The sequence below is a fragment of the Micromonospora sp. CMU55-4 genome (assembly GCF_011602315.1).
Taxonomy (GTDB): domain Bacteria; phylum Actinomycetota; class Actinomycetes; order Mycobacteriales; family Micromonosporaceae; genus Micromonospora; species Micromonospora chalcea.
This window is the reverse complement of sequence record NZ_JAAOLH010000005.1, coordinates 44,604-70,902: the sequence shown is the minus strand read 5'-3', so window position 1 is coordinate 70,902 and position 26,299 is coordinate 44,604. Positions and strand designations below refer to the sequence as shown.

Sequence of the window (26,299 nt, the reverse complement as noted above, 5' to 3'; positions counted from 1 at the left end):
GCTCGTGTGGCTTGTCCCCATTTCTCCGGGCTGACCAGCAGGTCAGTACCGGCGGCGGGCGGCCCGGTGACCGCTGGTAACGTGGCGTGAAGCCCCGGTCCGGGCCCCGCGCGGGCCCCCGGAGCCGACCCAGACGTCCTTTAACGACCCGTCCCGTGAGGCGGGGAAGGAGGTCCGCCGTGGCCTACCCACCGGCTGCCCATTCGTCACCGCCGCGACAACCCTCGGTGAAGGTGATCCTCGCCGCTGCGGACGTGTCGCGGGTGGTCGACCGCATCGCCCACCAGATCCTGGAGAAGACCCAGGGCGCCGCCGACACCGTGCTGCTCGGCATCCCCACCCGCGGTGTGCCGCTGTCCCGCCGCCTCGCGGACCGGATCAGCACGTTCGAGGACGTCACCGTCCCGGTCGGCGTGCTCGACATCACGCTCTACCGCGACGACCTGCGCCGGCACGCCACCCGCGCGGTCGGCCCGACCGACCTGCCGTCCGGCGGGATCGACGGCAAGCGGGTGATCCTCGTCGACGACGTGCTGTTCTCCGGCCGCACCGTGCGGGCCGCGCTCGACGCGCTCAGCGACGTCGGCCGCCCGGCCTCGGTGCAACTCGCCGTCCTGGTCGACCGCGGTCACCGTCAGCTCCCGATCCGCGCCGACTACGTCGGCAAGAACATCCCCACCGCGCTGGCCGAGAACGTGAAGGTCACCCTCGCCGAGACCGACGGCGCCGACGAGGTACGGCTGTACGGAGGCTCTCCCGCATGATCCGGCACCTGCTCTCCGGCGCCGACCTGGACGCCGCCACCGCCACCCTGGTCCTGGACACCGCCGCGGAGATGGCGACGGTGGCCGGGCGCGAGGTCAAGAAGCTGCCCGCGCTGCGCGGGCGCACCGTGGTGAACCTCTTCTACGAGGACTCCACCCGGACCCGGATCTCGTTCGAGGCGGCCGCCAAGCGGCTCAGCGCCGACGTGATCAACTTCTCTGCCAAGGGTTCCAGCGTGGCCAAGGGGGAGAGCCTGAAGGACACCGCGCTGACGCTCCAGGCGATGGGCGCGGACGCGGTGGTCGTCCGGCACCCCGCCTCGGGCGCGCCGCACCGGCTGGCCGAGTGGGTCGACGGGTCGGTGGTCAACGCCGGTGACGGCACCCACGAGCACCCCACCCAGGCGCTGCTCGACGCGTACACGATGCGGTCCCGGCTGGGCCGGCTCGACGGCCTGCACGTGGCGATCGTCGGCGACGTGCTGCACTCCCGGGTGGCCCGCTCCAACGTGCTGCTGCTGTCCACGCTCGGCGCGAAGGTCACCCTGATCGGCCCGCCCACGCTCATCCCGGTCGACATCGCCGCAGCCCTGGCCCCCGGCACCGACGTCTGTTACGACCTCGACGCCGTTCTCCCAGATGTGGACGTGGTGATGATGCTGCGGGTGCAGCGCGAACGGATGGGTGACTCCTACTTCCCGTCGGCCCGCGAGTACGCCCGCCGCTACGGGCTCGACGGGCCGCGCATGCGCCGGCTGCCCGAGCACGCGATCGTCATGCACCCCGGGCCGATGAACCGGGGGATGGAGATCACGCCCGAGGTGGCCGACTCGCCCCGCTCCACCATCGTCGAACAGGTCGCCAACGGGGTCTCCGTGCGGATGGCCGTGCTCTACCTGCTGCTCGGAGGGAACAACCGGTGACCGCGTACCTCATCACTAACGTCAGTGTGGTCGGCGGCGAGCCGACCGACCTGCTCATCCGCGACGGCGTGGTGGCCGCCGTCGGCGAGGGACTCGCCGCCGACGACGCCACGGTCGTCGACGCGACCGGCCTGGTCGCGCTGCCCGGCCTGGTCGACCTGCACACCCACCTGCGCGAGCCCGGCCGGGAGGACGCCGAGACCGTCGAGTCCGGCTCCCGGGCCGCGGCGCTCGGCGGGTACACGGCGGTGTGCGCGATGGCAAACACCTCGCCGGTCGCCGACACCGCCGGCGTGGTCGAGCAGGTGTGGCGGCTCGGCCGGGAGGCCGGCCTGGTCGACGTGCAGCCGATCGGCGCGGTCACCGTCGGGCTGGCCGGCGAGCGCCTGGCCGAGCTGGGCGCGATGGCCGACTCCGCCGCCGGGGTGCGGATCTTCTCCGACGACGGGCACTGCGTGGCCGACCCGCGGCTGATGCGCCGGGCCCTGGAGTACGTCAAGGCGTTCGACGGCGTGATCGCCCAGCACGCCGAGGAGCCCCGGCTCACCGAGGGCGCGCAGATGCACGAGGGCGAGGTGTCCACCCGCCTCGGCCTGACCGGCTGGCCGGCCGTCGCCGAGGAGGCGATCATCGCCCGGGACGTGCTGCTGGCCGAGCACGTGGGCAGCCGCCTGCACGTCTGCCACGTCTCCACCGCCGGCAGCGTCGAGGTGCTGCGCCAGGCCAAGGCGCGCGGGGTACGGGTCACCGCCGAGGTCACGCCGCACCACCTGCTGCTGACCGACGCCAAGGCGGAGAGCTACGACCCGGTCTTCAAGGTCAACCCGCCGCTGCGCACCGCCGCCGACATCGCCGCGCTGCGGGAGGCGCTGGCCGAGGGCGTGATCGACATCATCGCCACCGACCACGCCCCGCACGCCGTGGAGGACAAGGAGTGCGAGTGGGCGTACGCCCGGCCGGGCATGCTCGGCCTGGAGACCGCCCTGTCCATCGCGCTCGACGTGTTCGGCCCCCGCTGGGACCTGATCGCCGAGCGGATGTCCCGCACGCCGGCCCGCATCGCCGGGCTGACCGGGCACGGCGTCGACCCGGCGCCCGGCGTGCCGGCCAACCTGACCCTTGTCGACCCCGCCGCCCGCCGCGTCATCGAACCGGCGGAGCTGGCCAGCCGTAGTCGTAACACCCCGTACGCCCGCATGACGCTGCCGGGTCGCATCGTGGCGACCTTCCTGCGCGGCGAGCCGACGGTCCTGGACGGAAAGGCAGTTAAGTGAAGAGACGTCCTGCGATTCTCGTCCTCGAGGACGGGCGCACGTTCCACGGCGAGGCGTACGGCAGCGTCGGGGAGACCTTCGGCGAGGCGGTCTTCAACACCGGCATGACCGGCTACCAGGAGACGCTCACCGACCCCTCGTACCACCGGCAGGTGGTGGTGCAGACCGCGCCGCACATCGGCAACACCGGCGTCAACGGTGAGGACGACGAGTCCGACCGGATCTGGGTGGCCGGGTACGTGGTGCGTGACCCGGCCCGGATCAGCTCCAACTGGCGCGCCGACGGCGGGCTGGAGGACCGGCTCGCCGCCGAGGGCGTCGTCGGCATCAGCGGGGTGGACACCCGGGCGCTGACCCGGCACCTGCGCGAGCGCGGCGCGATGCGGGTCGGCATCTCCAGCGTCGAGGACGACCCGGCCGCGCTGCTGGAGCGGGTGCGCCGTTCGCCGCAGATGGTCGGCGCGAACCTGTCCGACGAGGTGACCACCGCCAAGCCGTACGTGGTCGAGGCGGAGGGCGAGCACCGGTTCACGGTGGCCGCGGTGGACCTGGGCATCAAGCGCAACGTGCCGCGCCGGCTCGCCGCCCGCGGCGTCACCACCCACGTGCTGCCCGCCGGGTCGACGATCGAGGACCTGCTCGCCACCGGCGCGGACGCGGTCTTCTTCTCGCCCGGCCCGGGCGACCCGGCGACCGCCGACGGTCCGGTGGCGCTGGCCCGGGAGGTGCTGGCCCGGCGGATCCCGCTGTTCGGCATCTGCTTCGGCAGCCAGATCCTCGGCCGGGCGCTCGGCTTCGGCACCTACAAGCTGGGGTACGGCCACCGCGGCATCAACCAGCCGGTGCTCGACCGGGCCACCGGCAAGGTCGAGGTGACCAGCCACAACCACGGCTTCGCGGTGCAGGTGCCGGGCGCCGGGGACGGCGCGGTGGTGCCGGATCAGGTGATCCAGACCGAGTTCGGCGGTGTCCAGGTGTCACACGTCTGCCTCAATGACAACGTGGTCGAGGGGCTGCGGGGCGTCGACATCCCCGCTTTCACCGTCCAGTACCACCCGGAGGCGGCGGCCGGCCCGCACGACGCGGACTACCTCTTCGACCGTTTCGCAGAGCTGATCGAGGGGCGCAAGAATGCCTAAGCGGACCGACCTCAAGCACGTCCTGGTGATCGGCTCCGGGCCGATCGTGATCGGACAGGCCTGCGAGTTCGACTACTCCGGCACCCAGGCCTGCCGGGTGCTGCGCAGCGAGGGGATCCGGGTCAGCCTGGTCAACTCCAACCCGGCGACGATCATGACGGACCCGGAGTTCGCCGACGCCACGTACGTCGAGCCGATCACCCCGGAGTTCGTCGAGCTGGTCATCGCCAAGGAGCGCCCCGACGCGCTGCTGCCGACGCTCGGCGGGCAGACCGCGCTGAACACCGCCGTCGCGCTGCACGAGGCGGGCGTGCTGGAGAAGTACGGCGTCGAGCTGATCGGCGCGAACATCGAGGCGATCAACCGGGGCGAGGACCGGCAGCTGTTCAAGGAGATCGTCGCGAAGGCCGGCGTACGGCTGGGCCTGGAGGATCCGTCCGCGCTGGTGCCGCGCTCGCGGGTCTGCCACTCGATGGACGAGGTCCGCGAGACGGTCGCCGAGCTGGGCCTGCCGGTGGTCATCCGGCCGTCGTTCACGATGGGCGGCCTCGGTTCCGGCATGGCGCACACCGACGAGGACCTGGAGCGCATCGCCGGCTCGGGCCTGGCGGCCAGCCCGGTGCACGAGGTGCTCATCGAGGAGAGCGTGCTCGGCTGGAAGGAGTACGAGCTCGAACTGATGCGCGACCGCCACGACAACGTGGTGGTGGTCTGCTCGATCGAGAACGTCGACCCGATGGGCGTGCACACCGGCGACAGCGTCACCGTCGCGCCGTCGATGACGCTCACCGACCGGGAGTACCAGCGGCTGCGTGACCTCGGCATCGCGGTGCTGCGCGAGGTCGGGGTGGACACCGGCGGCTGCAACATCCAGTTCGCGGTGAACCCGGCCGACGGCCGGATCGTCGTGATCGAGATGAACCCCCGGGTGTCGCGTTCCTCGGCGCTGGCGTCGAAGGCCACCGGCTTCCCGATCGCGAAGATCGCCGCGAAGCTGGCCATCGGCTACACGCTGGACGAGATCCCGAACGACATCACGCTCAAGACGCCGGCCGCGTTCGAGCCGACGCTCGACTACGTGGTGGTGAAGATCCCCCGGTTCGCGTTCGAGAAGTTCCCCGGCGCCGACCCGGAGCTGACCACCACCATGAAGTCGGTGGGCGAGGCGATGAGCCTGGGCCGCAACTTCACCGAGGCGCTGAACAAGGCGATGCGCTCGATGGAAACCAAGGCGTCGGGTTTCTGGACCACTCCGGACCCGGACGGCGCCACGTTGGAGAACACCCTCGCGGCGCTGCGGACGCCGCACGACGGCCGGCTCTACACCGTCGAGCGGGCGCTGCGCCTGGGCGCGTCGATCGCCGAGGTGTCCGAGGCGTCCGGCGGCATGGACCCGTGGTTCCTGGACCAGATCGCCTCGCTGGTCGAGCTGCGCGCCGAGATCGTGGCCGCGCCGGTGCTCGACGCCGGTCTGCTGCGCCGGGCCAAGCGCGCCGGCCTGTCCGACCGGCAGCTCGCCGCGCTGCGTCCCGAGCTGGCCGCCGAGGACGGCGTCCGCACGCTGCGCCACCGGCTCGGCGTACGGCCGGTCTACAAGACGGTGGACACCTGCGCGGCCGAGTTCGAGGCGACCACGCCGTACCACTACTCGACCTACGACTCGGAGACCGAGGTGGCGCCCTCGGCGCGGCCGAAGGTGCTGATCCTGGGCTCCGGGCCGAACCGGATCGGTCAGGGCATCGAGTTCGACTACTCGTGCGTGCACGCGGTCCAGGCGCTCCGGGCCGTGGACTACGAGACGGTGATGGTCAACTGCAACCCGGAGACCGTCTCCACCGACTACGACACCGCCGACCGGCTCTACTTCGAGCCGCTGACGTTCGAGGACGTGCTGGAGGTCTGGCACGCCGAGGACTCCTCCGGCAAGGCCGCCGGCGGCCCCGGCGTGATCGGGGTGATCGTCCAGCTCGGCGGGCAGACGCCGCTCGGCCTGGCCCAGCGGCTCAAGAACGCCGGGGTGCCGATCGTCGGGACGTCCCCGGAGTCGATCCACCTGGCCGAGGAGCGCGGCGCGTTCGGCGCGGTGCTGTCCCGGGCCGGGCTGCGCGCGCCCGCGCACGGCATGGCCACCTCGTACGACGAGGCGAAGGCGATCGCCGACGAGATCGGCTACCCGGTGCTGGTCCGCCCCTCGTACGTGCTCGGCGGGCGCGGCATGGAGATCGTGTACGACGACGCCACGCTGCGCGACTACATCGGCCGGGCCACCGCCATCTCGCCGGACCGCCCGGTGCTGGTGGACCGGTTCCTGGACGACGCCATCGAGATCGACGTGGACGCGCTCGTGGACGCCGACGGCGACGTCTACCTGGGCGGCGTGATGGAGCACATCGAGGAGGCCGGCATCCACTCCGGCGACTCGTCCTGCGCGCTGCCGCCGATCACCCTGGCCGGCTCGCACCTGGCCCAGGTGCGCCGTTACACCGAGGAGATCGCCCGCGGCGTCGGGGTGCGCGGCCTGCTCAACGTCCAGTACGCGCTGCAGGGCGACATGCTCTACGTGCTGGAGGCCAACCCGCGTGCCTCCCGTACCGTGCCGTTCGTCTCGAAGGCCACGGCGGTGCCGCTGGCCAAGGCGGCGGCCCGGATCGCCCTCGGCGCCACCATCGCGCAGCTGCGCGCCGAGGGGATGCTGCCGCCCACCGGCGACGGCGGCACCATGCCGGCCGACGCGCCGATCGCGGTCAAGGAGGCGGTGCTGCCGTTCAAGCGGTTCCGCACCCCCTCCGGCAAGGGCATCGACGTGCTGCTCGGCCCGGAGATGAAGTCCACCGGCGAGGTGATGGGCATCGACACCGGCTTCGGGCAGGCGTTCGCCAAGTCGCAGGCTGCCGCGTACGGCTCGCTGCCCACCGCCGGGAAGATCTTCGTCTCGGTCGCCAACCGGGACAAGCGCGGCATGATCTTCCCGATCAAGCGCCTGGCCGACCTGGGCTTCGAGATCGTGGCCACCACCGGCACGGCCGAGGTGCTGCGCCGGCACGGCATCGCCTGCGAGCAGATCCGCAAGCACTACGAGTCGGGTGAGGGTGCGGACGCGGTCTCGCTGATCCTCGGCGGGGACGTGGCGCTGGTGGTGAACACGCCGCAGGGCTCCGGCGCGAGCGCCCGCTCGGACGGGTACGAGATCCGCAGCGCCGCGGTGAGCGTCGACATCCCCTGCGTGACAACGGTCCCCGGCGCCGCAGCCGCGGTCATGGGCATCGAGGCCCGCATCCGAGGCGACCTGAAGGTCCGCCCCCTGCAGGACCTGCACGCCGCCCTCCGGGCGGGCGAGTGACCCCGCGCCTGACTGCGCCGATCATGAGGTTGGCGGCGATGTGGATCTCCAAATCCGCCGCCAACCTCATGATCGACGGGGAGAGCGGGCGGGGGGCCGGGGCGTGATCTTCGAGAAGGTGGTGCGGCCCCGGCTGTTCTCGCTCGCGGGCGGGGACGCCGAGGGGGCGCACGAGTGGACCCTGGAACGGCTCGCGGCGGTGTCGCGGCAGCCGGCCGTTCTCGCGGCGCTGCGACGGGCGTACTTCCGGTCCGCGCCGCGCACCGTGTTCGGGGTGCGCTTCCCCAACCCGGTCGGGCTGGCCGCCGGGATGGACAAGAACGGACTCGCGTTGCCCGCCTGGCCGGCGCTCGGCTTCGGCTTCGTCGAGGTCGGCACCGTGACCGCGCACGCCCAGCCGGGCAACCCCCGGCCCCGGCTGTTCCGGCTGCGCGACAGCGAAGCGGTGATCAACCGGATGGGCTTCAACAACGCGGGCGCGGCGGCCCTCGCCGACCGGCTGGCGGCGTTGCCGCGCCCGCTCGGCGTACCGCTGGGCATCTCGCTCGGCAAGTCCAAGGTGACCCCGTTGGACCAGGCGGTCGAGGACTATCTCGACTCCTACCGGGCGCTCAAGGGACACGGTGACTACTTCGCCGTGAACGTGTCCTCACCGAACACGCCCGGGCTGCGCTCGCTTCAGGACCGGTCCCACCTGGACGCGCTGCTGGCCGCGCTGGTGGGGGAGAAGCCGGTGCTGGTGAAGATCGCCCCGGATCTCACCGAGCCGGCCGTGGCCGAGCTGCTGGAGGTCTGCCTCGACCGGGGCGCCGCCGGGGTCATCGCCACCAACACCACGCTCGCCCGGGACGGGCTGGCCCCGGCCGACCGGGCGCGCGGCGCGGAGACGGGCGGCCTGTCCGGCCGGCCGCTGACCGTACGGGCCCGGGAGATGGTCGCCTTCGTGCACCGGGAGACCGGCGGGCGGCTGCCTGTGATCGGCGTCGGCGGCATCCTCGACCCGGACGACGCGACGCGCATGTTCGACGCCGGCGCGTCCCTGGTCCAGCTCTACACCGGCTTCATCTACCGCGGCCCCGCCCTGACGAGAGCCATAACCCGGACCACCCACCCCTGACCCACCCCTCTCTTCCCCGCGATCTTGCACTCGCGGCCCCGGCACACCCCCTCATTCCGGGCGCGGCAGGGGCAGCAACCGCAAGATCGCGGGGGAAGAGAGGGGGCGGCGGGGAGGGGTGAAGGAGGAGACGTGACGCCTGAGGAGATTCTGGACGCGGACCGGCGGCACGTGTGGCATCCGTACGCCGCGATGCCCTCCGCCGGCGCGCCGTACGTCGTGGACAGCGCGCAAGGGGTGCGGCTGCGGCTGGCGGACGGGCGGGAGCTGGTCGACGGCATGTCGTCGTGGTGGGCGGCGATCCACGGCTACCGGCACCCGGCGCTCGACGCCGCGGTGACCGGCCAGCTCGGGCGGATGAGCCACGTTATGTTCGGCGGGCTCACCCACGAGCCGGCGGTACGCCTGGCGCGCACGCTCGTCGAGCTGACCCCGGACGGCCTGGAACACGTCTTCCTGGCCGACTCCGGCTCGGTGAGCGTCGAGGTCGCGGTGAAGATGTGCCTGCAGTACCAGCGGGCGCGGGGACGCCCGCAGCGCCGCCGGCTGGGCACCTGGCGGGGCGGCTACCACGGTGACACGTTCCACCCGATGAGCGTCTGCGACCCGGAGGGCGGCATGCACCACCTCTGGGGCGACGTGCTGCCCCGGCAGGTGTTCGCGCCGGCGCCGCCGTCCGGCTTCGACGCGCCGCCCGACCCGGCGTACGAGGCGGCTCTGGTGGACGCCGTGGAGCGGCACGCCGACGAGCTGGCCGCGGTGATCGTCGAGCCGGTGGTCCAGGGCGCCGGCGGGATGCGGTTCCACCACCCGCACTATCTGCGTGTACTGCGCGAGGTGACCCGGAAGCACGGCATCCTGCTGGTCTTCGACGAGATCGCCACCGGCTTCGGCCGGACCGGGAGGATGTTCGCCGCCGAGCACGCCGGGGTGGCCCCGGACGTGCTCTGCGTCGGCAAGGCGCTCACCGGCGGGTACCTGACGCTGGCCGCGGCGCTCTGCACGCCCGAGGTGGCGCGGGCGATCTCCGCCGACGGGGTGCTGGCGCACGGACCGACGTTCATGGGCAACCCGCTCGCCTGCGCGGTCGCCAACGCCTCCCTGGAGCTTCTGCGGGCCGGGGACTGGGCCGGCCGGGTGGCGGGGATCGCCGAGGGCCTGCGGGCCGGCCTGGCGCCGTTGCGCGGCGCGCCCGGCGTGGCCGACGTACGGGTGCTCGGCGCGATCGGGGTGGTGCAGCTCGACCACGAGGTGGACCTGCCCCGGGCGACCGCCGCCGCGGTGGCGCAGGGGGTGTGGCTGCGCCCGTTCCGGGATCTCGTCTACACCATGCCGCCGTACGTCTGCGACGCCGCGGACGTGGCACGGATCGCGGCCGGGGTGGCCGCGGCGGTGAAGGCCGGCTGAGCCCGGCCGAGTTCGACAGGGCGCGACGGGAAGGCCGTCGCCGGACACGCCCAGGCGGCCCGGGGCCGCGGGGAGAGGAGAGACGCGATGGAGACGTTCGGCGCCCGACTGCACCGGGCCGTGGCGGAGCGAGGGCCGCTGTGCGTGGGGATCGATCCGCACCCCGGGTTGCTGGCCGGCTGGGGGCTGACCGACGACGTCGACGGACTCGACCGGTTCTGCCGCACCGTGGTGGAGGCGATCGGGGACCGGGTGGCCGTGGTCAAGCCGCAGTCGGCGTTCTTCGAGCGCTTCGGCTCGCGCGGCGTCGGGGTGCTTGAGTCAACTATCCGACAGTTGCGAGATCTGGGAGCGCTCGTTCTGCTTGACGTGAAGCGCGGCGACATCGGCTCGACGGTGGCCGCGTACGCGTCGGCGTACCTCGATCCATCCAGCCCGATGTATGTCGATGCGGTGACCGCGAGCCCCTACCTGGGAGTAGGTTCACTCGCGCCGATGTTCTCCACCGCAGCCGAGCACGGTGGCGGGGTCTTCGTCCTGGCCCTCACCTCGAACCCGGAGGGCGCCTCCGTGCAGCGTGCCGTCGGGGCCGATGGGCGCACCGTCGCGCAGACCGTGATCGACGAGATTTCCCAGCTCAACCGGGGTGCGGAGCCGCTCGGAAGCTTCGGTCTGGTGGTCGGCGCGACGGTCGGCGAGACCGGTCACGACCTCGGCTCCGTGAACGGTCCGCTGCTCGCTCCGGGCCTGGGCGCGCAGGGCGGCACGCCCGCCGGGTTGCGCACCGTCTTCGGCGCCGCGCTGCCGTCGGTGCTCCCGTCGTACTCCCGGGAGGTGCTCGGCGCGGGACCGGACCCGGACGCTCTGCGCGCCGCCGCCGAGCGGGCGCTGGCCGAGTGCCGGAGCGCCCTGGACGTCGTAGGCTGACTGACGGCTCGGTCACTTTCCGTTGATCATCGCGCGCCCACGTTGCCGAAATCTCCGTTGACCGCTAGTTTTCCCCGCGCTGGGAACCACGGACCCCTTTGGTTGCCAGCGACACCACGTTTCACAGATGCGGTGGGGCGCTCCGCCCGCCGTACTAGGGACCTGAGGAGAACTGGTGCCGCTCCCGTCACTGACCCCCGAACAGCGCGCTGCCGCGCTGGAGAAGGCCGCGGAGATCCGCAAGGCCCGCGCTGAGCTGAAGGAGCAGCTCAAGCAGGGCAAGACCACCCTCGCCACCGTCCTCGAGCGGGCCGAGTCCGACGACGTCGTGGGCAAGCTGAAGGTTTCGGCCGTGCTCCAGGCGATGCCGGGCATCGGCAAGATCCGGGCCACCCAGATCATGGAGAAGCTCAAGATCGCGGACAGCCGTCGCCTGCGCGGCCTCGGCGAGCAGCAGCGCAAGGCTCTGCTCGGGGAGTTCGCCGCGAACTGAACGGCCCGCCGTGTAGAAACAAGCGGTGAGCACGGATGACGAGGCGCGCTCGGCGGCTCGGCTCACTGTCCTGTCCGGTCCCTCCGGGGCCGGCCGGAGCAGTGTGGTCGAGGCGGTCCGGGCGCGCCTTGCGTCTGTCTGGGTGCCGGTGGTCGCCACCACCCGGCCGCCGCGCCCCGACGAGCGGGACGGCGTGGACCGCGTCTTCCTCGACGCGCCCGCCTTCGACCAGCTGATCGCCGCCGGGGAACTGCTGGAGTGGTGCCGGATCGGGCCGTACCGCCGGGGCGTGCCCCGGGCCGAGGTACGGGCGCGGCTCGCCGCGGGCCGGCCGGTGCTGCTGCCGCTGGACCTGGGCGGCGCGCTCGCGGTACGGGCGGCGGCGCCCGGCGCCCGGCTGGTGCTGCTCGCGCCGCCGGCGTACCGGGCCGACCCGGACGTCGCGGCCCTCTTCGCCCACGCCGTGGCACACGACCACACCGAGCGCGCCGCGGCGGAGCTGGTAGGATTGCTCGGTTCGTCCTTCCTGGCTCCGGCCCGACCGCCCGCGGGCGGCGCACGAGACGCAGAGGTTTAATTCGTGGGATCCATCGCCACCAACCCCGAGGGCATCACCAACCCGCCGATCGACGAGCTGCTCGAGAAGACCACCTCGAAGTACGCGCTGGTCATCTTCGCCGCCAAGCGCGCCCGTCAGGTCAACGCCTACTACAGCCAGCTCGGTGAGGGCCTGCTGGAGTACGTCGGCCCGCTGGTGGAGACCACCCCGCAGGAGAAGCCGCTCTCCATCGCCATGCGCGAGATCAACGCGGGCCTGCTCACCGCTGAGCCGACCGACCAGCCGTAACCGCGCCCGCGCCGATGCCCGCCGAGATCGTCCTCGGGGTCGGCGGCGGCATCGCCGCCTACAAGGCGTGTGAGCTGCTCCGGCTCTTCACCGAGTCGGGTCACCGGGTCCGGGTGGTGCCGACCGCCTCGGCGCTCCGTTTCGTCGGGGCGCCGACCTGGGCGGCCCTGTCCGGCCAGCCGGTGGCCGACGACGTCTGGTCCGACGTGCACGAGGTGCCGCACGTGCGGCTCGGGCAGCACGCCGACCTGGTCGTGGTCGCCCCGGCCACCGCTGACCTGCTCGCCAAGGCCGCCCACGGCCTCGCCGACGACCTGCTGACAAACACGCTGCTGACCGCGCGCTGCCCGGTGCTGCTGGCGCCGGCCATGCACACCGAGATGTGGGAGCACACGGCGACCGTGGCGAACGTGGCCACGCTGCGCTCGCGCGGCGTCCGGGTGATCGAGCCGGCCGTGGGGCGGCTCACCGGGCGGGACACCGGCAAGGGCCGGCTGCCCGACCCGGCGGAGATCTTCGCGGTGGCCCGCCGGGCCCTGGCCCGCGGCGTCGAGGCCGAGGCCGACCTGGCCGGCCGGCACGTGGTGGTCACCGCCGGGGGCACCCGCGAGCCGCTGGACCCGGTCCGGTTCCTGGGCAACCGGTCCTCCGGCAAGCAGGGGTACGCGTTCGCCCGCGCCGCTGTGGCCCGGGGCGCCCGGGTGACGCTGGTCGCGGCGAACGTGGCGCTGCCCGATCCGGCCGGGGTGGACCTGGTCCGGGTGGGCACCACCGAGGAGCTGCGCACGGCGACGCTGGCGGCGGCCGTCGACGCGGACGCCGTGGTGATGGCCGCCGCGCCCGCCGACTTCCGGCCGGCCAGCTACGCCACCGGGAAGATCAAGAAGTCGGACGACGGTGTCGCGCCGACCATCGAGCTGGTCACCAACCCGGACATCGCCGCCGAGCTGGGTCGCGTCCGCCGCCCCGGCCAGGTGCTGGTGATCTTCGCCGCGGAGACCGACGACGCGGAGGCCAACGGCCGGGCCAAACTGGCCCGCAAGGGAGCCGACATGATCGTCGTCAACGAGGTCGGCGTGGACAAGGTCTTCGGCGCCGACACCAACGCGGCCACCGTGATCGGCGCCGACGGCGCCGTGCACCGGCTGGCCGAGCAGCCCAAGGAGGCCCTGGCCGACGCCGTCTGGGACCTCGTCTGTCCGCGGTTGCCGTCACGTTCCTGACGGTTGGTCGGCCCGCGTTCAGGGGGTCGCGGCGGAACGAGGATGGCTAAACTGCCGCCGAGCGACCTTTAAAAGTCTTCACATGCTTAGGAGTGCCGTGACACGTCTCTTCACGTCCGAATCGGTCACGGAGGGCCACCCGGACAAGATCGCCGACCAGATCAGTGACGGCATTCTCGACGCGCTGCTCGCCCAGGACCCGCACAGCCGGGTCGCGGTGGAGACGCTGATCACCACCGGTCAGGTGCACGTGGCCGGTGAGGTGACCACGAAGGCGTACGCCGACATCCCCACCATCGTCCGGGAGACCATCCTCGGCATCGGCTACGACTCGTCGAAGAAGGGCTTCGACGGCGCGTCCTGCGGCGTCAGCGTGTCCATCGGCGCCCAGTCGCCGGACATCGCCCAGGGCGTCGACAACGCCTTCGAGCTGCGTACCGGCGGGTCGGAGAGCGCGCTGGACGCGCAGGGCGCCGGTGACCAGGGCATGATGTTCGGCTTCGCCTGCTCCGAGACGCCCGAGCTGATGCCGCTGCCGATCGCGCTGGCGCACCGGCTGGCGCGCCGGCTCGCCACGGTCCGCAAGGACGGCACCATCCCCTACCTGCGGCCGGACGGCAAGACCCAGGTGACCATCGAGTACGACGGGCTGCGCCCGGTCCGGCTCAACACCGTCGTCGTGTCCAGCCAGCACGCGGCCGACATCTCGCTGGAGTCGCTGCTCACCCCGGACATCCGGGACCACGTCATCACCCCGGAGCTGGAGGGCCTCGGCCTGGAGACCGAGGGCTACCGGCTGCTGGTCAACCCGACCGGGCGCTTCGAGATCGGCGGCCCGATGGGTGACGCCGGCCTGACCGGCCGGAAGATCATCGTGGACACCTACGGCGGGTACGCGCGCCACGGCGGCGGCGCGTTCTCCGGCAAGGACCCCTCGAAGGTCGACCGCTCGGCCGCGTACGCGATGCGCTGGGTGGCCAAGAACGTGGTCGCCGCCGGGCTGGCCGAGCGGTGCGAGGCCCAGGTCGCGTACGCGATCGGCAAGGCCCACCCGGTGAGCCTGTTCATCGAGACGTTCGGCACCGAGACGGTGCCGGTCGCCTCGATCGAGAAGGCCGTCGCCGAGGTGTTCGACCTGCGCCCGGCCGCCATCATCCGGGACCTGCACCTGCTCCGCCCGATCTACCAGCAGACCGCCGCGTACGGCCACTTCGGCCGGGAGCTGCCGGACCTGACCTGGGAGGGCACCGACCGGGCCGCCGACCTCAAGTCGGCCGCGGGAGCCTGACCGCCGCCACGCGCCGCGACCGGCGACCCGCGCAGGGGTCGCCGGTCGCGCGCGTCTGCGTGGACGTGCCCCTGCCGCACCTGGACCGCCCGTTCGACTACCTGGTGCCGGAGGCGCTCGACGCCGAGGCGCAACCGGGGGTACGGGTGAAGGTGCGCTTCGCCGGGCAGCTGGTCGACGGCTGGCTGCTGGAGCGCGCCGAGTCCTCCGCGCACCCGAAACTGGCGTACCTGGAGAAGGTCGTCTCGTCGGTGCCGGTGCTCTCCCCGGAGGTGGCCCGGCTGGCCCGCGCGGTCGCCGACCGGTACGCGGGCAGCCTCGCCGACGTGCTGAGGCTGGCGGTGCCGCCCCGGCACGCCCGCGCCGAGAAGGCCGTCACCGCCGACGCGGACGCGCCCGCCGACCCCGACGCGCCCGCGGACGCCAGGCCGGGAGGCCGGGCGGAGGTGGACCCGCGCGGCTGGCGGGACTATCCGGCCGGGCCGGCGCTGCTGCGGGCGCTCACCGACGGCCGGCCCGCCCGCGCGGTCTGGTCGGCGCTGCCGGGGGAGGACTGGGCCGGCCGGTACGCCGACGCGGTGGCCGCCACCGTGGCCGGTGGCCGGGGCGCAGTGGTCGTGGTGGCCGACGCTCGTGACCTGGACCGGCTCGACGCCGCCCTGACCGCCGTCCTCGGCGCGGGGCGGCACGTGCGCCTCACCGCCGCCGACGGCCCGGCCCGCCGCTACCGGGCGTTCCTGGCCGCCCGGCGCGGCGACGTGGCAGTGGTGATCGGCACCCGGGCGGCCATGTTCGCCCCGGTGGAGCGGCTCGGCCTGGTGGCGATCTGGGACGACGGCGACGACCTGCACGCCGAGCCCCGCGCGCCCTACCCGCACGCCCGGGACGTGCTGCTCACCCGGGCGCAGCTCGGCGACGCCGCCGCCCTGGTCGGCGGGTACGCCCGCAGCGCCGAGGCGCAGCTGCTGGTGGAGACGTCCTGGGCCCGGGAGGTGGTGGCCGACCGGGCGGTGGTGCGCGCGCGTACCCCGGCCATGGCGCCCACCGGCGACGACCCGCAACTGGCCCGCGATCCCGGCGCGGCCTCGGCGCGGCTGCCGAGCCTGGCCTGGACCAGCGCCCGGGACGCGCTGCGCGCGGACCTGCCGGTGCTGGTGCAGGTGCCGCGCCGGGGTTACGTGCCGTCGGTGGCCTGCGCCGACTGCCGGACCCCGGCCCGCTGCCCGCACTGCGCCGGGCCGCTCGCGCTGCCCTCGGCGCAGGGCACGCCCGCCTGCCGCTGGTGCGGCCGGGTGGCCGCCGCGTACGCCTGCCCGGAGTGCGGTGGGCGGCGGCTGCGCGCCTCGGTCACCGGCGCCCGGCGCACGGCCGAGGAGCTGGGCCGGGCGTTCCCGGGCGTGCCGGTGCGGACCTCGGGGCGGGAGGAGGTGCTCGCCACGGTGCCGGGCGGGGCCGGGCTGGTGATCGCCACGCCGGGCGCCGAACCGGTGGCCGACGGCGGCTACGGCGCGGTGCTGCTGCTCGACTCCTGGGCGCTGCTGACCCGGGCCGACCTGCGGGCCGGTGAGGAGGCGCTGCGGCGGTGGATGGCCGCCGCCGCGCTGGCCCGGCCCGGTACGGCCGGCGGGCGGGTGGTGGTGGTCGCGGACGGCGCGCTCGCGCCGGTGCAGGCGTTGCTGCGCTGGGACTCCGCCTGGTTCGCCGCCCGCGAGCTGGCCGAGCGGCGCGAGCTGGGCTTCCCCCCGGCGGTGCGGATGGCGAGCGTCACCGGCGTCGCCGAGGCGGTCAGTGACCTGCTGGACGGCGCCCGGCTGCCGGACGGCGCCGAGGTGCTCGGGCCGGTGCCGGCCGACGAGGGCCGGGAGCGGATGCTCGTGCGGGTGCCCCGGTCCCGGGCCGCCGCGCTGGCCGAGGCGCTGCACGCCGCCGCCGGCCAGCGCAGCGCCCGCAAGGCGGCCGATCCGGTACGCCTGCAGGTCGATCCGCTCGTGCTGTTCTGACCGGCCGCCGCCGCGTGACACTGCGCACGCGGCCCCTCGCGCACGGTCGTGAGCTGGGGTTTGCCGCACACCTGGTCCGGCAATTGGGTAGCGGGCGGTGATAGCATCGCCCGTCATGCCCAGCCGCGCGGTTTCCCCGCGCGGGACGCGGCGCGGCGGGTGCCAGAGCACGTCGGGCCGACACTCGATGTCGTCAGTCAGCCGGTGAGCAGGGGTGGACCAGTCGTGACCGTTCGTCAGTCGATCGTCTTCAACGGTGACCTCGGCAGTGGCAAGAGCACCGTCTCGGTCGAGATCGCCAAGCGGCTGGGGCTGCGCCGGGTCAGCGTCGGCGACCTCTACCGCCAGATGGCCCAGGAGCGGCAGATGACCGCTCTGCAGCTCAACCTGCACGCCGAGCTGGACCAGGCGGTCGACGGCTACGTCGACCAGCTCCAGCGCGACATCGCCGCCTCCGGCGAGTCGCTGGTCATGGACTCCCGCCTGGCCTGGCACTTCTTCACCGACGCGCTCAAGGTGCACATGATCACCGAGCCGACCGAGGCGGCCCGGCGCGTGCTGGCCCGCCCGTCCGGCCCGGCCGAGAGCTACACCTCGCTGGAGGAGGCGCGGACCAAGCTGCGCGAGCGCAGCGAGAGCGAGCGGGGCCGGTTCATCGTCCGCTACGGCGTCGACAAGGCCCGCCTGCGCAACTACGACCTGATCTGCGACACCACCCGGGCCAACCCGGAGCAGGTCATCCAGCACGTCATCGACGTCTACGAGGGCCGCCTCGGCGCGGACGTGCTGCGCGCCGGTCAGCCGCTGCTGCTGCTCGACCCGACCCGGGTCTACCCCACCGAGGACGTGTCCGCGCTGCGGGGCCTGTGGGACGCCGACCTCGCCGCCGAGCTGGCCGAGAGCGGTGAGGAGCCGGAGCCGCTGAGCATCGGCTACACCGGCGAGTACTTCTTCGTCGTCGACGGGCACCGGCGGCTCAGCTCGGCGGTGCGCGCCGGCCTGCCGATGGTCCCCGCCCGGCTGGTAGCCGAGGTGGACGAGCCGGTGGTCGGCGGGATGAGCGCCGTCGAATTCTTCACCACGCAGGCCCGGCCGGGGCTGATCCACGACTGGGAGGACGCCCACGGCATCACGCTGCCGCTGCCCGAGCACGCGCTGCTCGACGGCGGCCCGGTGCTGGCCGGGGAGCCGGGCGCGGGCGCCTGACCGCGGTGGATACCGCCGTCTCGCCGTGACGGGTTGACCACCCTCGGGCGGCGCGGAGCATGATGGGGGTCTCCGACGCCTGGGGAGGCGGACCGTGGATCCTGCCGACGCGCTCGCGCTGCTGATGTCCCCCGAGGGTCGTGTCGACCCCTACCCGACGTACGAGCTGCTGCGCGCGCACGGCCCGGTGGTCCAGGCCGGCCCGGTCTTCTTCGTGGTCACCGGGTACGCCGAGGCCGACGCGATCCTGCGCGACGCCCGGTTCGGGGTGCTGGACGACGCGCTGCGCGACCAGTTCATGCCCGGCTGGCGGGAGAGCCCGGCGATTCTGTCGATCTCCCGGTCGATGCTGCGCACCAACCCGCCCGACCACAGCCGGATGCGGCGGCTGGCGGCGGGCGCGTTCACCCCGCGCCGGATCGCCGCCATGCACGACGTGGTGCGGGCGCAGGCCGACGAGCTGGTCGACGCGATGCTCGCCGCCGAGGGGCCGGTCGACTTCATGGCCGGGTTCGCGTACCCGCTGCCGGTCGGGGTGATCTGCGCGCTGCTCGGCGTGCCGGCGGCGGACCGGCCGTTGTTCCGGCGCTGGGCCACCGACCTGACCGGCGTGCTGGAACCGGAGATCACCGAAGAGGATCTGGCGGTCGCCGACCGGGGCGCGAGCGAGTTGCGCGCCTACTTCACCGAGCTGGTGTCGGCGCGCCGCCGGGCGCCGGCCGACGACCTGACCAGCGCGCTGGTGCAGGCGCACGACGGCGGTGACCGGCTCTCCGGCGACGAGTTGCTGGCCAACCTGATCGTGCTGCTGGTGGCCGGCTTCGAGACCACCACCAACCTGCTCGGCAACGGCCTGGTGGCGCTGCTGGAGCACCCGCGCGCGGCGGCGACGCTGGCCGAGCACCCGGAGTTCGCCCCCGGGTACGTCGACGAGCTGCTGCGCTACGACTCGCCGGTGCAGCTCACGTCCCGGATGAGCACCGCGCCGGCCCGGTACGGCGACGTCGATCTGCCGCCGGAGAGCTGGGTGATCGTGATGCTCGGCGCGGCCAACCGTGATCCGCGCCGCTATCCGGAGCCGGCGCGCTTCGACCCGTGGCGTCCGCAGGTCCACCCGCTGTCCTTCGGCGCCGGGCCGCACTACTGCCTCGGCGCGGCGCTGGCCCGGCTGGAGGCGCAGGTGGCGTTCCCGCTGCTGCTGCGCCGGCTGCCCGGCCTCGCCGTGGCGGGCCGGCCCGAGCGGCGCGTCCGGCTCACGCTTCGTGGTCACGCCACGCTGCCGGTGCGCGTCGGCCGGGAGGCGTCCCCGGTCACCGTTCCCGGTACGCCACCCGGGGCGGCCGGGCCGACTCCGTAGACTGGACGCGCATCGTTCGACCCAGACAAGGAGCCACGCCGAGTGACCGTCCAGCCCATCCGTCTGTTCGGCGATCCGGTGCTGCGCACGCCGGCCGACCCGGTCGTCGACTTCGACGCCGAGCTGCGCAAGCTGATCGCCGACCTGACCGACACGATGCGCGAGCAGAGCGGCGCCGGCCTCGCCGCGCCGCAGCTCGGGGTGGGCCTGCGGGTGTTCACCTTCGACGTCGACGACGTCCTCGGCCACCTGGTCAACCCGGTGCTGGAGTTCCCCGACGAAGAGGAGCAGGACGGCCCGGAGGGCTGCCTGTCCATCCCCGGGCTCTACTTCGACACCAAGCGCCGGCAGAACGTGATCGCCAAGGGCTTCAACGGCTACGGCGACCCGTTGCAGATCGTCGGCACCGGCCTGATGGCCCGCTGCGTGCAGCACGAGACCGACCACCTCGACGGCGTGCTCTTCGTCGACCGGCTCGACCCGGCCGGCCGCAAGGAGGCCATGAAGGCGATCCGGCAGGCCGAGTGGTACGACCAGGCCGCCCCGCCCACGGTCAAGCTCAGCCCGCACGCCGCCGGCAACCCGTTCGGCCTGGGGCGGTGACCCGGATGCGCCTGGTCTTCGCCGGCACGCCGGCCGTCGCCGTACCGGCCCTGGACGCGATCGCCGCCTCCGGGCACGAGTTGCTCGCCGTGGTCACCCGCCCCGACGCCCCGGCCGGGCGCGGCCGGGGGCTGGTCCGCTCGCCCGTGGGCGCGTGGGCCGACGCGCACGGCGTCGAGGTGCTCACCCCGGCCCGCCCGCGCGAGCCGGAGTTCCTCGACCGGCTGCGCGAGCTGGCGCCGGACTGCGTACCGGTGGTCGCCTACGGCGCGCTGGTGCCGCCGGTGGCGCTGGAGATCCCCCGGCACGGCTGGATCAACCTGCACTTCTCGCTGCTGCCCGCCTGGCGCGGCGCCGCGCCGGTCCAGCACGCCGTGCTGCACGGCGACGAGGTGACCGGGGCCAGCGTCTTCGAGCTGGAGGAGGGGCTGGACACCGGCCCGGTCTACGGCACGGTCACCGACGAGATCCGCCCCGCCGACACCTCCGGCGACCTGCTGGAGCGGCTCGCGCACTCCGGCGCCGGGCTGCTGGTCGCGGTGCTCGACGCGATCGGCGCCGGCACCGCCCGCGCCGTGCCGCAGCCGGTCGACGGCGTCTCGCTCGCCCCGAAGCTGACGGTGGAGGACGCCCGGGTCCGCTGGGGCGACCCCGCGTTCGCGGTGGACCGGCGCGTCCGCGCCTGCACTCCCGCGCCCGGCCCGTGGACGACGTTCCGCGACGACCGGGTCAAGCTCGGTCCGGTCACGCCGGTGGCCGACGGCCCGGAGCTGAAGCCGGGGGAGCTGCACGTGACGAAGTCCGGTGTGCTCGTCGGCACCGCCACCACGCCGGTGCGCCTCGGCGAGGTGCGCGCCGCAGGCAAGAAGGCCATGCCCGCCGGCGACTGGGCGCGCGGCGCCCGGGTCACCGCCGGCGAGGTGTTCGCGTGACGGGGCCGTCGCGCGAGGACCGGCCCGTCGAGGGCGAGCGTCAGCGGGGATACGGCGACCGCCAGCGCGCCGGCGACCGGCCTGGTGGCGAGCGTCAGCGCGGCGACGAGCGGTTCGGCGACCGGCAGCGCTCCGACCGGCAGCGCTCCGACCGGCCCGGCGGCGACCGGCGCGGCGGGGACCGGTTCGGTGGCGACCGGCGGGGCGGGCGTCCGGTCCGTCCGGCCGTGGACCTGCCCCGGCAGGTCGCCTACGAGGCGATCGCGGCGGTGCACCGCGACGACGCGTACGCCAACCTGGTGCTCCCGGCGATGCTGCGCGAGGCGGGGCTGACCGGCCGGGACGCCGCGTTCGCCACCGAGCTGACCTACGGCACGCTGCGGCACACCGGCACGCTCGACGCGATCGTGACCGACGCGGCCGGGCGGGACGTGCAGCGCATCGACCCGCCGGTGCGCGACGCGCTGCGGCTCGGGGCGTACCAGATCCTGCACATGCGGGTGCCCGCGCACGCCGCGGTGTCGTCCACCGTGGACCTGGTCCGGTCGGTGGGGCCGGGCGCGACCGGGTTCGCCAACGCGGTGCTGCGGGAGATCACCAGCCGGGACGCCGACGCCTGGGTGGCCAAGCTCGCCCCGGCGCAGGAGACCGACCCGGTCGGGCACCTCGCGCTGGCGTACAGCCATCCGCAGTGGATCGTGCGGTCGTTCGCCGAGGCGCTCGGCGGCGACATGGGCGAGACGACCCGGCTGCTCATCGAGGACAACGAGCGCCCGCCGGTGCACCTGTGCGCCCGGCCGGGCCTGGCCGACCCGGTGGCGCTGGCCGACGAGGTGGGCGGCGCGCCCGGCGCGTTCTCGCCGTACGCGGTCTATCTGCCCGGCGGCGCGCCGGGCGACCTGGCGGCGGTGGCCGACGGCCGCGCGCACGTGCAGGACGAGGGCTCCCAGCTGGTGGCGGACGCGCTGGCGGCGGCGCCGCTGGACGGCCCGGACGGCCGGTGGCTGGATCTGTGCGCCGGTCCGGGCGGCAAGTCCGGTCTGCTCGGCGCGCTGGCCGCGACGCGGGGCGCGCGGCTGACGGCGGTCGAGGTGGCCGAGCACCGGGCGCGGCTGGTGGAGCAGGCCACCCGCGGGCTGCCGGTGACCGTGCTGAACACCGACGGGCGCAGCGTGGGCAGCGACCCGAAGCTGCCGGAGGGGCACTTCGACCGGGTGCTCGTCGACGCACCGTGCACCGGGCTGGGCGCGCTGCGCCGCCGGCCGGAGGCGCGATGGCGTCGCCAGCCGTCAGACCTGCCGCCGCTGACCCGGTTGCAGCGTGAGCTGCTGACCGCCGCGTTGCGGGCGGCCCGGCCGGGTGGCCTGGTTGCGTACGTGACGTGTTCGCCGCACGTGGTGGAGACGCACGTGACGGTGACCGAGGCGGCCCGGCGCTGCGGCCTCGGCGTCGATTTCGTCGACGCGCGGCCGCTGCTGCCGGCCGGCATGCCGGGCCTGGGGGACGGCCCCACGGTGCAGCTGTGGCCGCACCGTCACGGCACCGACGCCATGTTCCTGGCGGTCCTGCGCCGGAACTGACCCACCTCTCGCAGTCGACCAAGGAGTTCGTGTCCGCCGTGCCCGGACACGAACTCCTTGCTCGTCATGCGGAGAAATGGGGAGCGATGGAGCGTGTGCGGCATCCCGGTGGGGGGAGGGGGCCGGTGGGATGTGACAGCCCGTTGACTGTCCGATCGATGCATGTAACTGTTTCGACCACCGGTCCCGGCACCCCGCCCGCCGAACCCCCACGAGGAGTCTCCATGAGACGCAGAACGCCGACCACGAGCCTCGCGCTCGCCCTCGTCGCCACCCTGACGACGGCGAGCCTGGCCGGCACCGCCTCCGCCGCGCCCGCGCCGGCCGCCGCCCCCGCCCCGGCCGTCGCCGCGCTCGCCGCGCCGGACGTCTCCCTCAGCAACATCCAGGCCCACCTCACCCAGTTCAACTCCATCGCCACCAGCAACGGCGGCAACCGGCGCGCCGGCTCGGCCGGCTACACCGCGTCGGTCAACTACGTGAAGGGCAAGCTCCAGGCGGCCGGCTACACGGTCACCGAGCAGAACTGCTCCACCTGCACCTACCCGGGCAACAACCTGATCGCCGAGTGGCCGCAGGGCCCGTCGGACCAGGTCGTCATGTTCGGCGCGCATCTGGACGGCGTGGCCGCCGGGCCGGGCATCAACGACAACGCCTCCGGCTCGTCGGTGCTGCTGGAGAACGCGCTGGTGCTGGCCGCGCAGAACCCGACCATGACCAAGCGGGTCCGGTTCGCCTGGTGGAACGGCGAGGAGCAGGGCCTGCAGGGCTCCAAGCACTACGTCAACCAGCTCAGCTCCACCCAGCGCGGCTACATCAAGGGCTACTACAACTTCGACATGGTCGGCTCGCCGAACGGCGGCTACTTCATCAACCGGATCACCTCGGCCACCGCGGCGCCGCTGAAGGCGTACTGGGACTCGTTCGGCATCTCGCCGGAGGAGAACACCGAGGGTCAGGGCCGCTCCGACGACTACTCGTTCGCCAACGCCGGCATCCAGACCTCCGGCTACGCGGCGGGCGCCAGCTACACCAAGACGTCGGCGCAGGCCAGCAAGTGGGGCGGCACCGCGGGCGCGGCGTACGACGGCTGCTACCACCGCTCCTGCGACAACACCAGCAACATCAACACGACCATTCTGAACCGGGCCGCGGACGGCGTCGCGTACACGATCTGGGCGCTCGCGGTCGGCGGCGGCACACCCGCCAACGACTTCTCCGTCTCGGTGAGCCCCACCTCCGGCAGCGTCGCCCGGGGCGGCTCCACCACCGCCACCGTCAGCACCGCCACCACCTCCGGCAGCGCGCAGACCGTGGCGCTGTCCGCCAGCGGCGCCCCGAGCGGCGTGTCGGTGAGCTTCAGCCCGTCCTCGGTCACCTCGGGCGGCTCGTCCACCATGACCGTCAGCGCCTCGTCGACGGCCACCACCGGCACGTTCACGCTCACCGTGACCGGCACCGGCTCGGCCACCCGCACCGCCAGCTACACGATCACCGTGACCGGCGGGAGCGGCGGCTGCACCGGCGGCCAGCTCATCGGCAACAGCAGCTTCGAGTCCGGCACCACGCCGTGGACGGCCAGCTCCGGCGTGATCACCAACAGCTCCAGCCAGGCGGCCCGCACCGGGTCGTACAAGGCGTGGCTGAACGGGTACGGCTCCTCGCGTACCGACACGCTGTCCCAGTCGGTCACGCTGCCGTCCGGGTGCAGCAGCTACACGTTCTCGTTCTGGTTGCACATCGACTCGGCCGAGACGACCAGCTCGACCGCGTACGACAAGCTCACCGTGCAGGTCGGCTCGACCACGCTGGCCACGTACTCGAACCTGAACAAGGCCACCGGCTACACCCAGCGCACCTTCAACCTGGCCGCGTACGCCGGGCAGACGGTCACGCTGAAGTGGACCGGGGTCGAGGACTCGTCGTTGCAGACCAGCTTCGTCGTGGACGACGTGACGCTGCAGGTCGGCTGAGCGGACACGGGCGGGGTGGGCGCGGCCCGCCCCGCCCGTGGCTCAGGTGATCGGCAGCGCCTTGGCGCCCGCGCCCTTCACCGAGCGGGTCAGCGTCCGGTCGGAGACCCAGAGGAAGCACTGCACGCCCCGGTCGCCGTCGCGCCACTGCTCCGCGTACGGGTGGTAGATGATGGTGCCGGCCCGGTACTGCATGTTGCCGTCGTCGGGCAGCTTCGCGTACTTGGCGATCAGCCCGCGGCACGCCTTGTGCGTACGCAGCGGGGTGCGCTCGAACTCGGCGTAGCTGATGTCCGGCGCCTGGTAGACGCCGACGAACTCGGCGTGGTGCTTCGCGGTGCAGGCCACCGGCCGCATCTCCTGCACGTCGTCCTTGCTCATCTTCGGGTTGAAGCAGCCCAGCGCCAGCTTCGAGCCGGGCTTCAGCGCGCCCCGCAGGCTGCCGGTGCGCTCGGCCACGTCGCCCTGGTCCAGATCGGTCACCTCGGCGACGTCGCAGCGGTACCAGCGGGCCCCGCCGGACCAGGCGAGCGCCGAGGGGAAGACCACCGACAGCCGCAGCCGCCCGGAGCGCCAGTCCCCGCCGAGGGCCTGGGTGACCTGGCGGGCGCAGTCGCCGTGCGCGGCGCGCATACCGGCCGAGCCGGTGCGCGGCGGGGCGGAGCGCTCCGCCTCCGGGCCGCTCATCGTGCCGACGTGCAGCGTCTCGGCGCGGTGGGTGGCGGCGCAGTCGACCGGCTGGTAGCCGCTGAGGTAGCCGACGTCGGCGACGGTGGGGTGACAGGCCCCGGTGCTCGGCACGAAGCCGACCGGCGCGGCGAACGCGGGCCAGTCGTCGGTCAGGTCGCGGTCCACTCCGGCCGGCGCGGCGCAGCCGCCGAGCGCCAGCGCCGCCACCGTTGACACGGTGACCGCCACCCACAAACGCCGCATCGCGACAGACCTCCCCGTGCGTCCGGAGCCGACCGGCCCCCCGGTACGCCTCGGCGGTGCAGCATACGGCAGCCGATCAGGTCACCGGGAGCCCCTCAGGACCGGCGCCGCGCACCGATCGGTTGAGCTTGCGGTCGTCGCTCCACAGGAAACAGCGCACCCCCCGGTCGCCCTCCTCCCACTCCCGCTGCGACGGTGGGTAGTAGATGGACCCGGCCCGGTACGGCAGTTCGGCGTTGTCCGGCACCTCGGCGAACTGGGCGATCAGCGTCATGCAGCGCCGGTGCGTGGCGGGCGCGCCCTTGGTGAACTCCGCCCAGCTCATGTCGCGTTCCTCGTACACGCCGACGAACTCCGCGCGGTGCGGCTCGGTGCAGAGCACCGGGGCCATGTAGTTGAGGTTCTTGCCGATCAGCTTCGGGTCGAAGCACCTGTGCACGAGCGGGTTGTCGCCGACCAGCGCGCCGCGCAGGCTGCCGACCCGGTTGATCGGACGGGTGTTGTCGATGCTGTCGGTCTCGGCCAGGTCGCAGCGGAACCAGCGCGCGCCGGCGCCCCAGGCGGCCACCGTCGGCAGCGCGATGTTCAGCGTGAGCCGGGCGGCGTGCCAGTCCCCGCCGATCATCTCCCGGGCGCTCCGGTCGCACTCGGCGCGCGCGGTCCGCAGCGCCGGGGTGCCCGGCTCGGGGCGGTCGCCGAGCGTCTCCGGCCCGGTGAACGTGCCGACGTGCACCGTCTCGGCCAGGTGGCTGCCCGCGCAGTCGACGGTCTCGTACGTGGCGGCGGCCACCACCGTGGTGAGCCGGGGCAGGCACGCGTCTGTCGCCGGTACGAACAGCCGCGGCGCCGGCAGCGCCGCCCAGTCGTCGATCAGGTCGCCATCGGCCCGGTGTGTCTGAGCGCAGCCGGCGAGCACCGCAGTCGCGGCGCCGGCCAGCGCGAGCACGTGGAGCCACCGTCGCATCGTCCGCCC

General features: G+C 73.7%; 22 protein-coding genes. 20 read left to right on the top strand and 2 right to left on the bottom strand.

The window, feature by feature from the left end:
• Positions 1 to 179: 179 nt before the first annotated feature.
• The 20 genes from pyrR to HA073_RS11090 all read left to right on the top strand — a co-directional run bounded on the left by pyrR (position 180) and on the right by HA073_RS11090 (position 24,393).
• Entirely contained in the window at positions 180 to 764 is a 585-nt protein-coding gene (gene pyrR / locus HA073_RS11185; RefSeq protein WP_043324953.1) for a bifunctional pyr operon transcriptional regulator/uracil phosphoribosyltransferase PyrR, read from the top strand.
• Entirely contained in the window at positions 761 to 1,687 is a 927-nt protein-coding gene (locus HA073_RS11180) for an aspartate carbamoyltransferase catalytic subunit (RefSeq protein WP_030502502.1), read from the top strand. The genes pyrR and HA073_RS11180 overlap by 4 nt, the downstream gene beginning before the upstream one ends.
• Positions 1,684 to 2,961 (top strand): dihydroorotase, encoded by a 1,278-nt coding sequence (locus HA073_RS11175; RefSeq protein WP_064448510.1) that lies wholly within the window; start codon positions 1,684 to 1,686, stop codon positions 2,959 to 2,961. Before HA073_RS11180 ends, HA073_RS11175 begins: the two co-directional genes overlap by 4 nt.
• A complete protein-coding gene (gene carA / locus HA073_RS11170) occupies positions 2,958 to 4,100 on the top strand; it encodes a glutamine-hydrolyzing carbamoyl-phosphate synthase small subunit (RefSeq protein WP_166456327.1) in 1,143 nt (380 codons plus the stop codon). The genes HA073_RS11175 and carA overlap by 4 nt, the downstream gene beginning before the upstream one ends.
• On the top strand, positions 4,093 to 7,440 hold the full coding sequence (gene carB / locus HA073_RS11165; RefSeq protein ID WP_064448508.1) for a carbamoyl-phosphate synthase large subunit: 3,348 nt from the start codon (positions 4,093 to 4,095) through the stop codon (positions 7,438 to 7,440). Before carA ends, carB begins: the two co-directional genes overlap by 8 nt.
• A gap of 103 nt (positions 7,441 to 7,543) precedes the next feature.
• Positions 7,544 to 8,557: a quinone-dependent dihydroorotate dehydrogenase gene (locus HA073_RS11160; RefSeq protein ID WP_043324949.1), complete on the top strand. Its 1,014-nt coding sequence runs from the start codon at positions 7,544 to 7,546 to the stop codon at positions 8,555 to 8,557.
• A gap of 132 nt (positions 8,558 to 8,689) precedes the next feature.
• Positions 8,690 to 9,964, top strand: coding sequence for an adenosylmethionine--8-amino-7-oxononanoate transaminase (locus tag HA073_RS11155; protein WP_064448507.1), 1,275 nt, complete (start codon positions 8,690 to 8,692; stop codon positions 9,962 to 9,964).
• An 87-nt stretch (positions 9,965 to 10,051) separates the two neighbouring features.
• Positions 10,052 to 10,891: an orotidine-5'-phosphate decarboxylase gene (gene pyrF / locus HA073_RS11150; protein ID WP_166456326.1), complete on the top strand. Its 840-nt coding sequence runs from the start codon at positions 10,052 to 10,054 to the stop codon at positions 10,889 to 10,891.
• A 175-nt stretch (positions 10,892 to 11,066) separates the two neighbouring features.
• Entirely contained in the window at positions 11,067 to 11,384 is a 318-nt protein-coding gene (gene mihF / locus HA073_RS11145; protein ID WP_013285515.1) for an integration host factor, actinobacterial type, read from the top strand.
• Between the two features lie 25 nt (positions 11,385 to 11,409).
• Positions 11,410 to 11,961, top strand: a complete 552-nt coding sequence (locus HA073_RS11140; RefSeq protein ID WP_064448505.1) for a guanylate kinase — start codon at positions 11,410 to 11,412, stop codon at positions 11,959 to 11,961.
• 3 nt (positions 11,962 to 11,964) lie between these two features.
• Positions 11,965 to 12,231 (top strand): DNA-directed RNA polymerase subunit omega, encoded by a 267-nt coding sequence (gene rpoZ, locus HA073_RS11135; protein WP_013285517.1) that lies wholly within the window; start codon positions 11,965 to 11,967, stop codon positions 12,229 to 12,231.
• A gap of 14 nt (positions 12,232 to 12,245) precedes the next feature.
• Positions 12,246 to 13,454, top strand: a complete 1,209-nt coding sequence (gene coaBC, locus HA073_RS11130) for a bifunctional phosphopantothenoylcysteine decarboxylase/phosphopantothenate--cysteine ligase CoaBC (protein WP_166456325.1) — start codon at positions 12,246 to 12,248, stop codon at positions 13,452 to 13,454.
• A 97-nt stretch (positions 13,455 to 13,551) separates the two neighbouring features.
• Complete coding sequence (gene metK, locus HA073_RS11125; protein WP_223201130.1) at positions 13,552 to 14,742, top strand: methionine adenosyltransferase; 1,191 nt, start codon at positions 13,552 to 13,554, stop codon at positions 14,740 to 14,742.
• A 59-nt stretch (positions 14,743 to 14,801) separates the two neighbouring features.
• The gene (locus tag HA073_RS11120) at positions 14,802 to 16,742 is read left to right on the top strand and encodes a primosomal protein N' (RefSeq protein ID WP_166456324.1); all 1,941 of its coding nucleotides are present in this window, start codon (positions 14,802 to 14,804) and stop codon (positions 16,740 to 16,742) included.
• Between the two features lie 225 nt (positions 16,743 to 16,967).
• On the top strand, positions 16,968 to 17,948 hold the full coding sequence (locus HA073_RS11115) for an AAA family ATPase (RefSeq protein ID WP_069087679.1): 981 nt from the start codon (positions 16,968 to 16,970) through the stop codon (positions 17,946 to 17,948).
• A gap of 94 nt (positions 17,949 to 18,042) precedes the next feature.
• Positions 18,043 to 19,305 carry a cytochrome P450 gene (locus HA073_RS11110; protein WP_166456323.1) on the top strand — a complete coding sequence of 421 codons (1,263 nt, stop codon included), beginning with the start codon at positions 18,043 to 18,045 and terminating at the stop codon, positions 19,303 to 19,305.
• A gap of 42 nt (positions 19,306 to 19,347) precedes the next feature.
• Positions 19,348 to 19,908, top strand: a complete 561-nt coding sequence (gene def, locus HA073_RS11105) for a peptide deformylase (protein WP_043324943.1) — start codon at positions 19,348 to 19,350, stop codon at positions 19,906 to 19,908.
• Between the two features lie 5 nt (positions 19,909 to 19,913).
• The gene (fmt, locus tag HA073_RS11100) at positions 19,914 to 20,840 is read left to right on the top strand and encodes a methionyl-tRNA formyltransferase (protein ID WP_064448545.1); all 927 of its coding nucleotides are present in this window, start codon (positions 19,914 to 19,916) and stop codon (positions 20,838 to 20,840) included.
• Positions 20,837 to 22,420 carry a transcription antitermination factor NusB gene (locus HA073_RS11095; protein WP_166456322.1) on the top strand — a complete coding sequence of 528 codons (1,584 nt, stop codon included), beginning with the start codon at positions 20,837 to 20,839 and terminating at the stop codon, positions 22,418 to 22,420. Before fmt ends, HA073_RS11095 begins: the two co-directional genes overlap by 4 nt.
• A gap of 224 nt (positions 22,421 to 22,644) precedes the next feature.
• A complete protein-coding gene (locus HA073_RS11090) occupies positions 22,645 to 24,393 on the top strand; it encodes a M28 family peptidase (RefSeq protein ID WP_069087683.1) in 1,749 nt (582 codons plus the stop codon).
• A 42-nt stretch (positions 24,394 to 24,435) separates the two neighbouring features.
• On the opposite strand, the gene HA073_RS11085 is transcribed toward HA073_RS11090, so the two are convergent.
• Both HA073_RS11085 and HA073_RS11080 read right to left on the bottom strand, forming a co-directional pair.
• The gene (locus tag HA073_RS11085) at positions 24,436 to 25,326 is read right to left on the bottom strand and encodes a septum formation family protein (RefSeq protein ID WP_043324941.1); all 891 of its coding nucleotides are present in this window, start codon (positions 25,324 to 25,326) and stop codon (positions 24,436 to 24,438) included.
• 76 nt (positions 25,327 to 25,402) lie between these two features.
• On the bottom strand, positions 25,403 to 26,290 hold the full coding sequence (locus HA073_RS11080) for a septum formation family protein (protein WP_043324940.1): 888 nt from the start codon (positions 26,288 to 26,290) through the stop codon (positions 25,403 to 25,405).
• Between the last annotated feature and the right edge of the window lie 9 nt (positions 26,291 to 26,299).

What these genes read in the sequence shown, in the direction of transcription:
- HA073_RS11180 (WP_030502502.1), top strand. Translation starts at nt 761, where the DNA reads ATGATCCGGCACCTGCTCTCCGGCGCCGACCTGGACGCCGCCACCGCC.
- carB (WP_064448508.1), top strand. Translation starts at nt 4,093, where the DNA reads ATGCCTAAGCGGACCGACCTCAAGCACGTCCTGGTGATCGGCTCCGGG.
- pyrF (WP_166456326.1), top strand. Translation starts at nt 10,052, where the DNA reads ATGGAGACGTTCGGCGCCCGACTGCACCGGGCCGTGGCGGAGCGAGGG.
- coaBC (WP_166456325.1), top strand. Translation starts at nt 12,246, where the DNA reads ATGCCCGCCGAGATCGTCCTCGGGGTCGGCGGCGGCATCGCCGCCTAC.
- fmt (WP_064448545.1), top strand. Translation starts at nt 19,914, where the DNA reads ATGCGCCTGGTCTTCGCCGGCACGCCGGCCGTCGCCGTACCGGCCCTG.
- HA073_RS11090 (WP_069087683.1), top strand. Translation starts at nt 22,645, where the DNA reads ATGAGACGCAGAACGCCGACCACGAGCCTCGCGCTCGCCCTCGTCGCC.
- HA073_RS11085 (WP_043324941.1), bottom strand. Translation starts at nt 25,326, where the DNA reads ATGCGGCGTTTGTGGGTGGCGGTCACCGTGTCAACGGTGGCGGCGCTG.
- HA073_RS11080 (WP_043324940.1), bottom strand. Translation starts at nt 26,290, where the DNA reads ATGCGACGGTGGCTCCACGTGCTCGCGCTGGCCGGCGCCGCGACTGCG.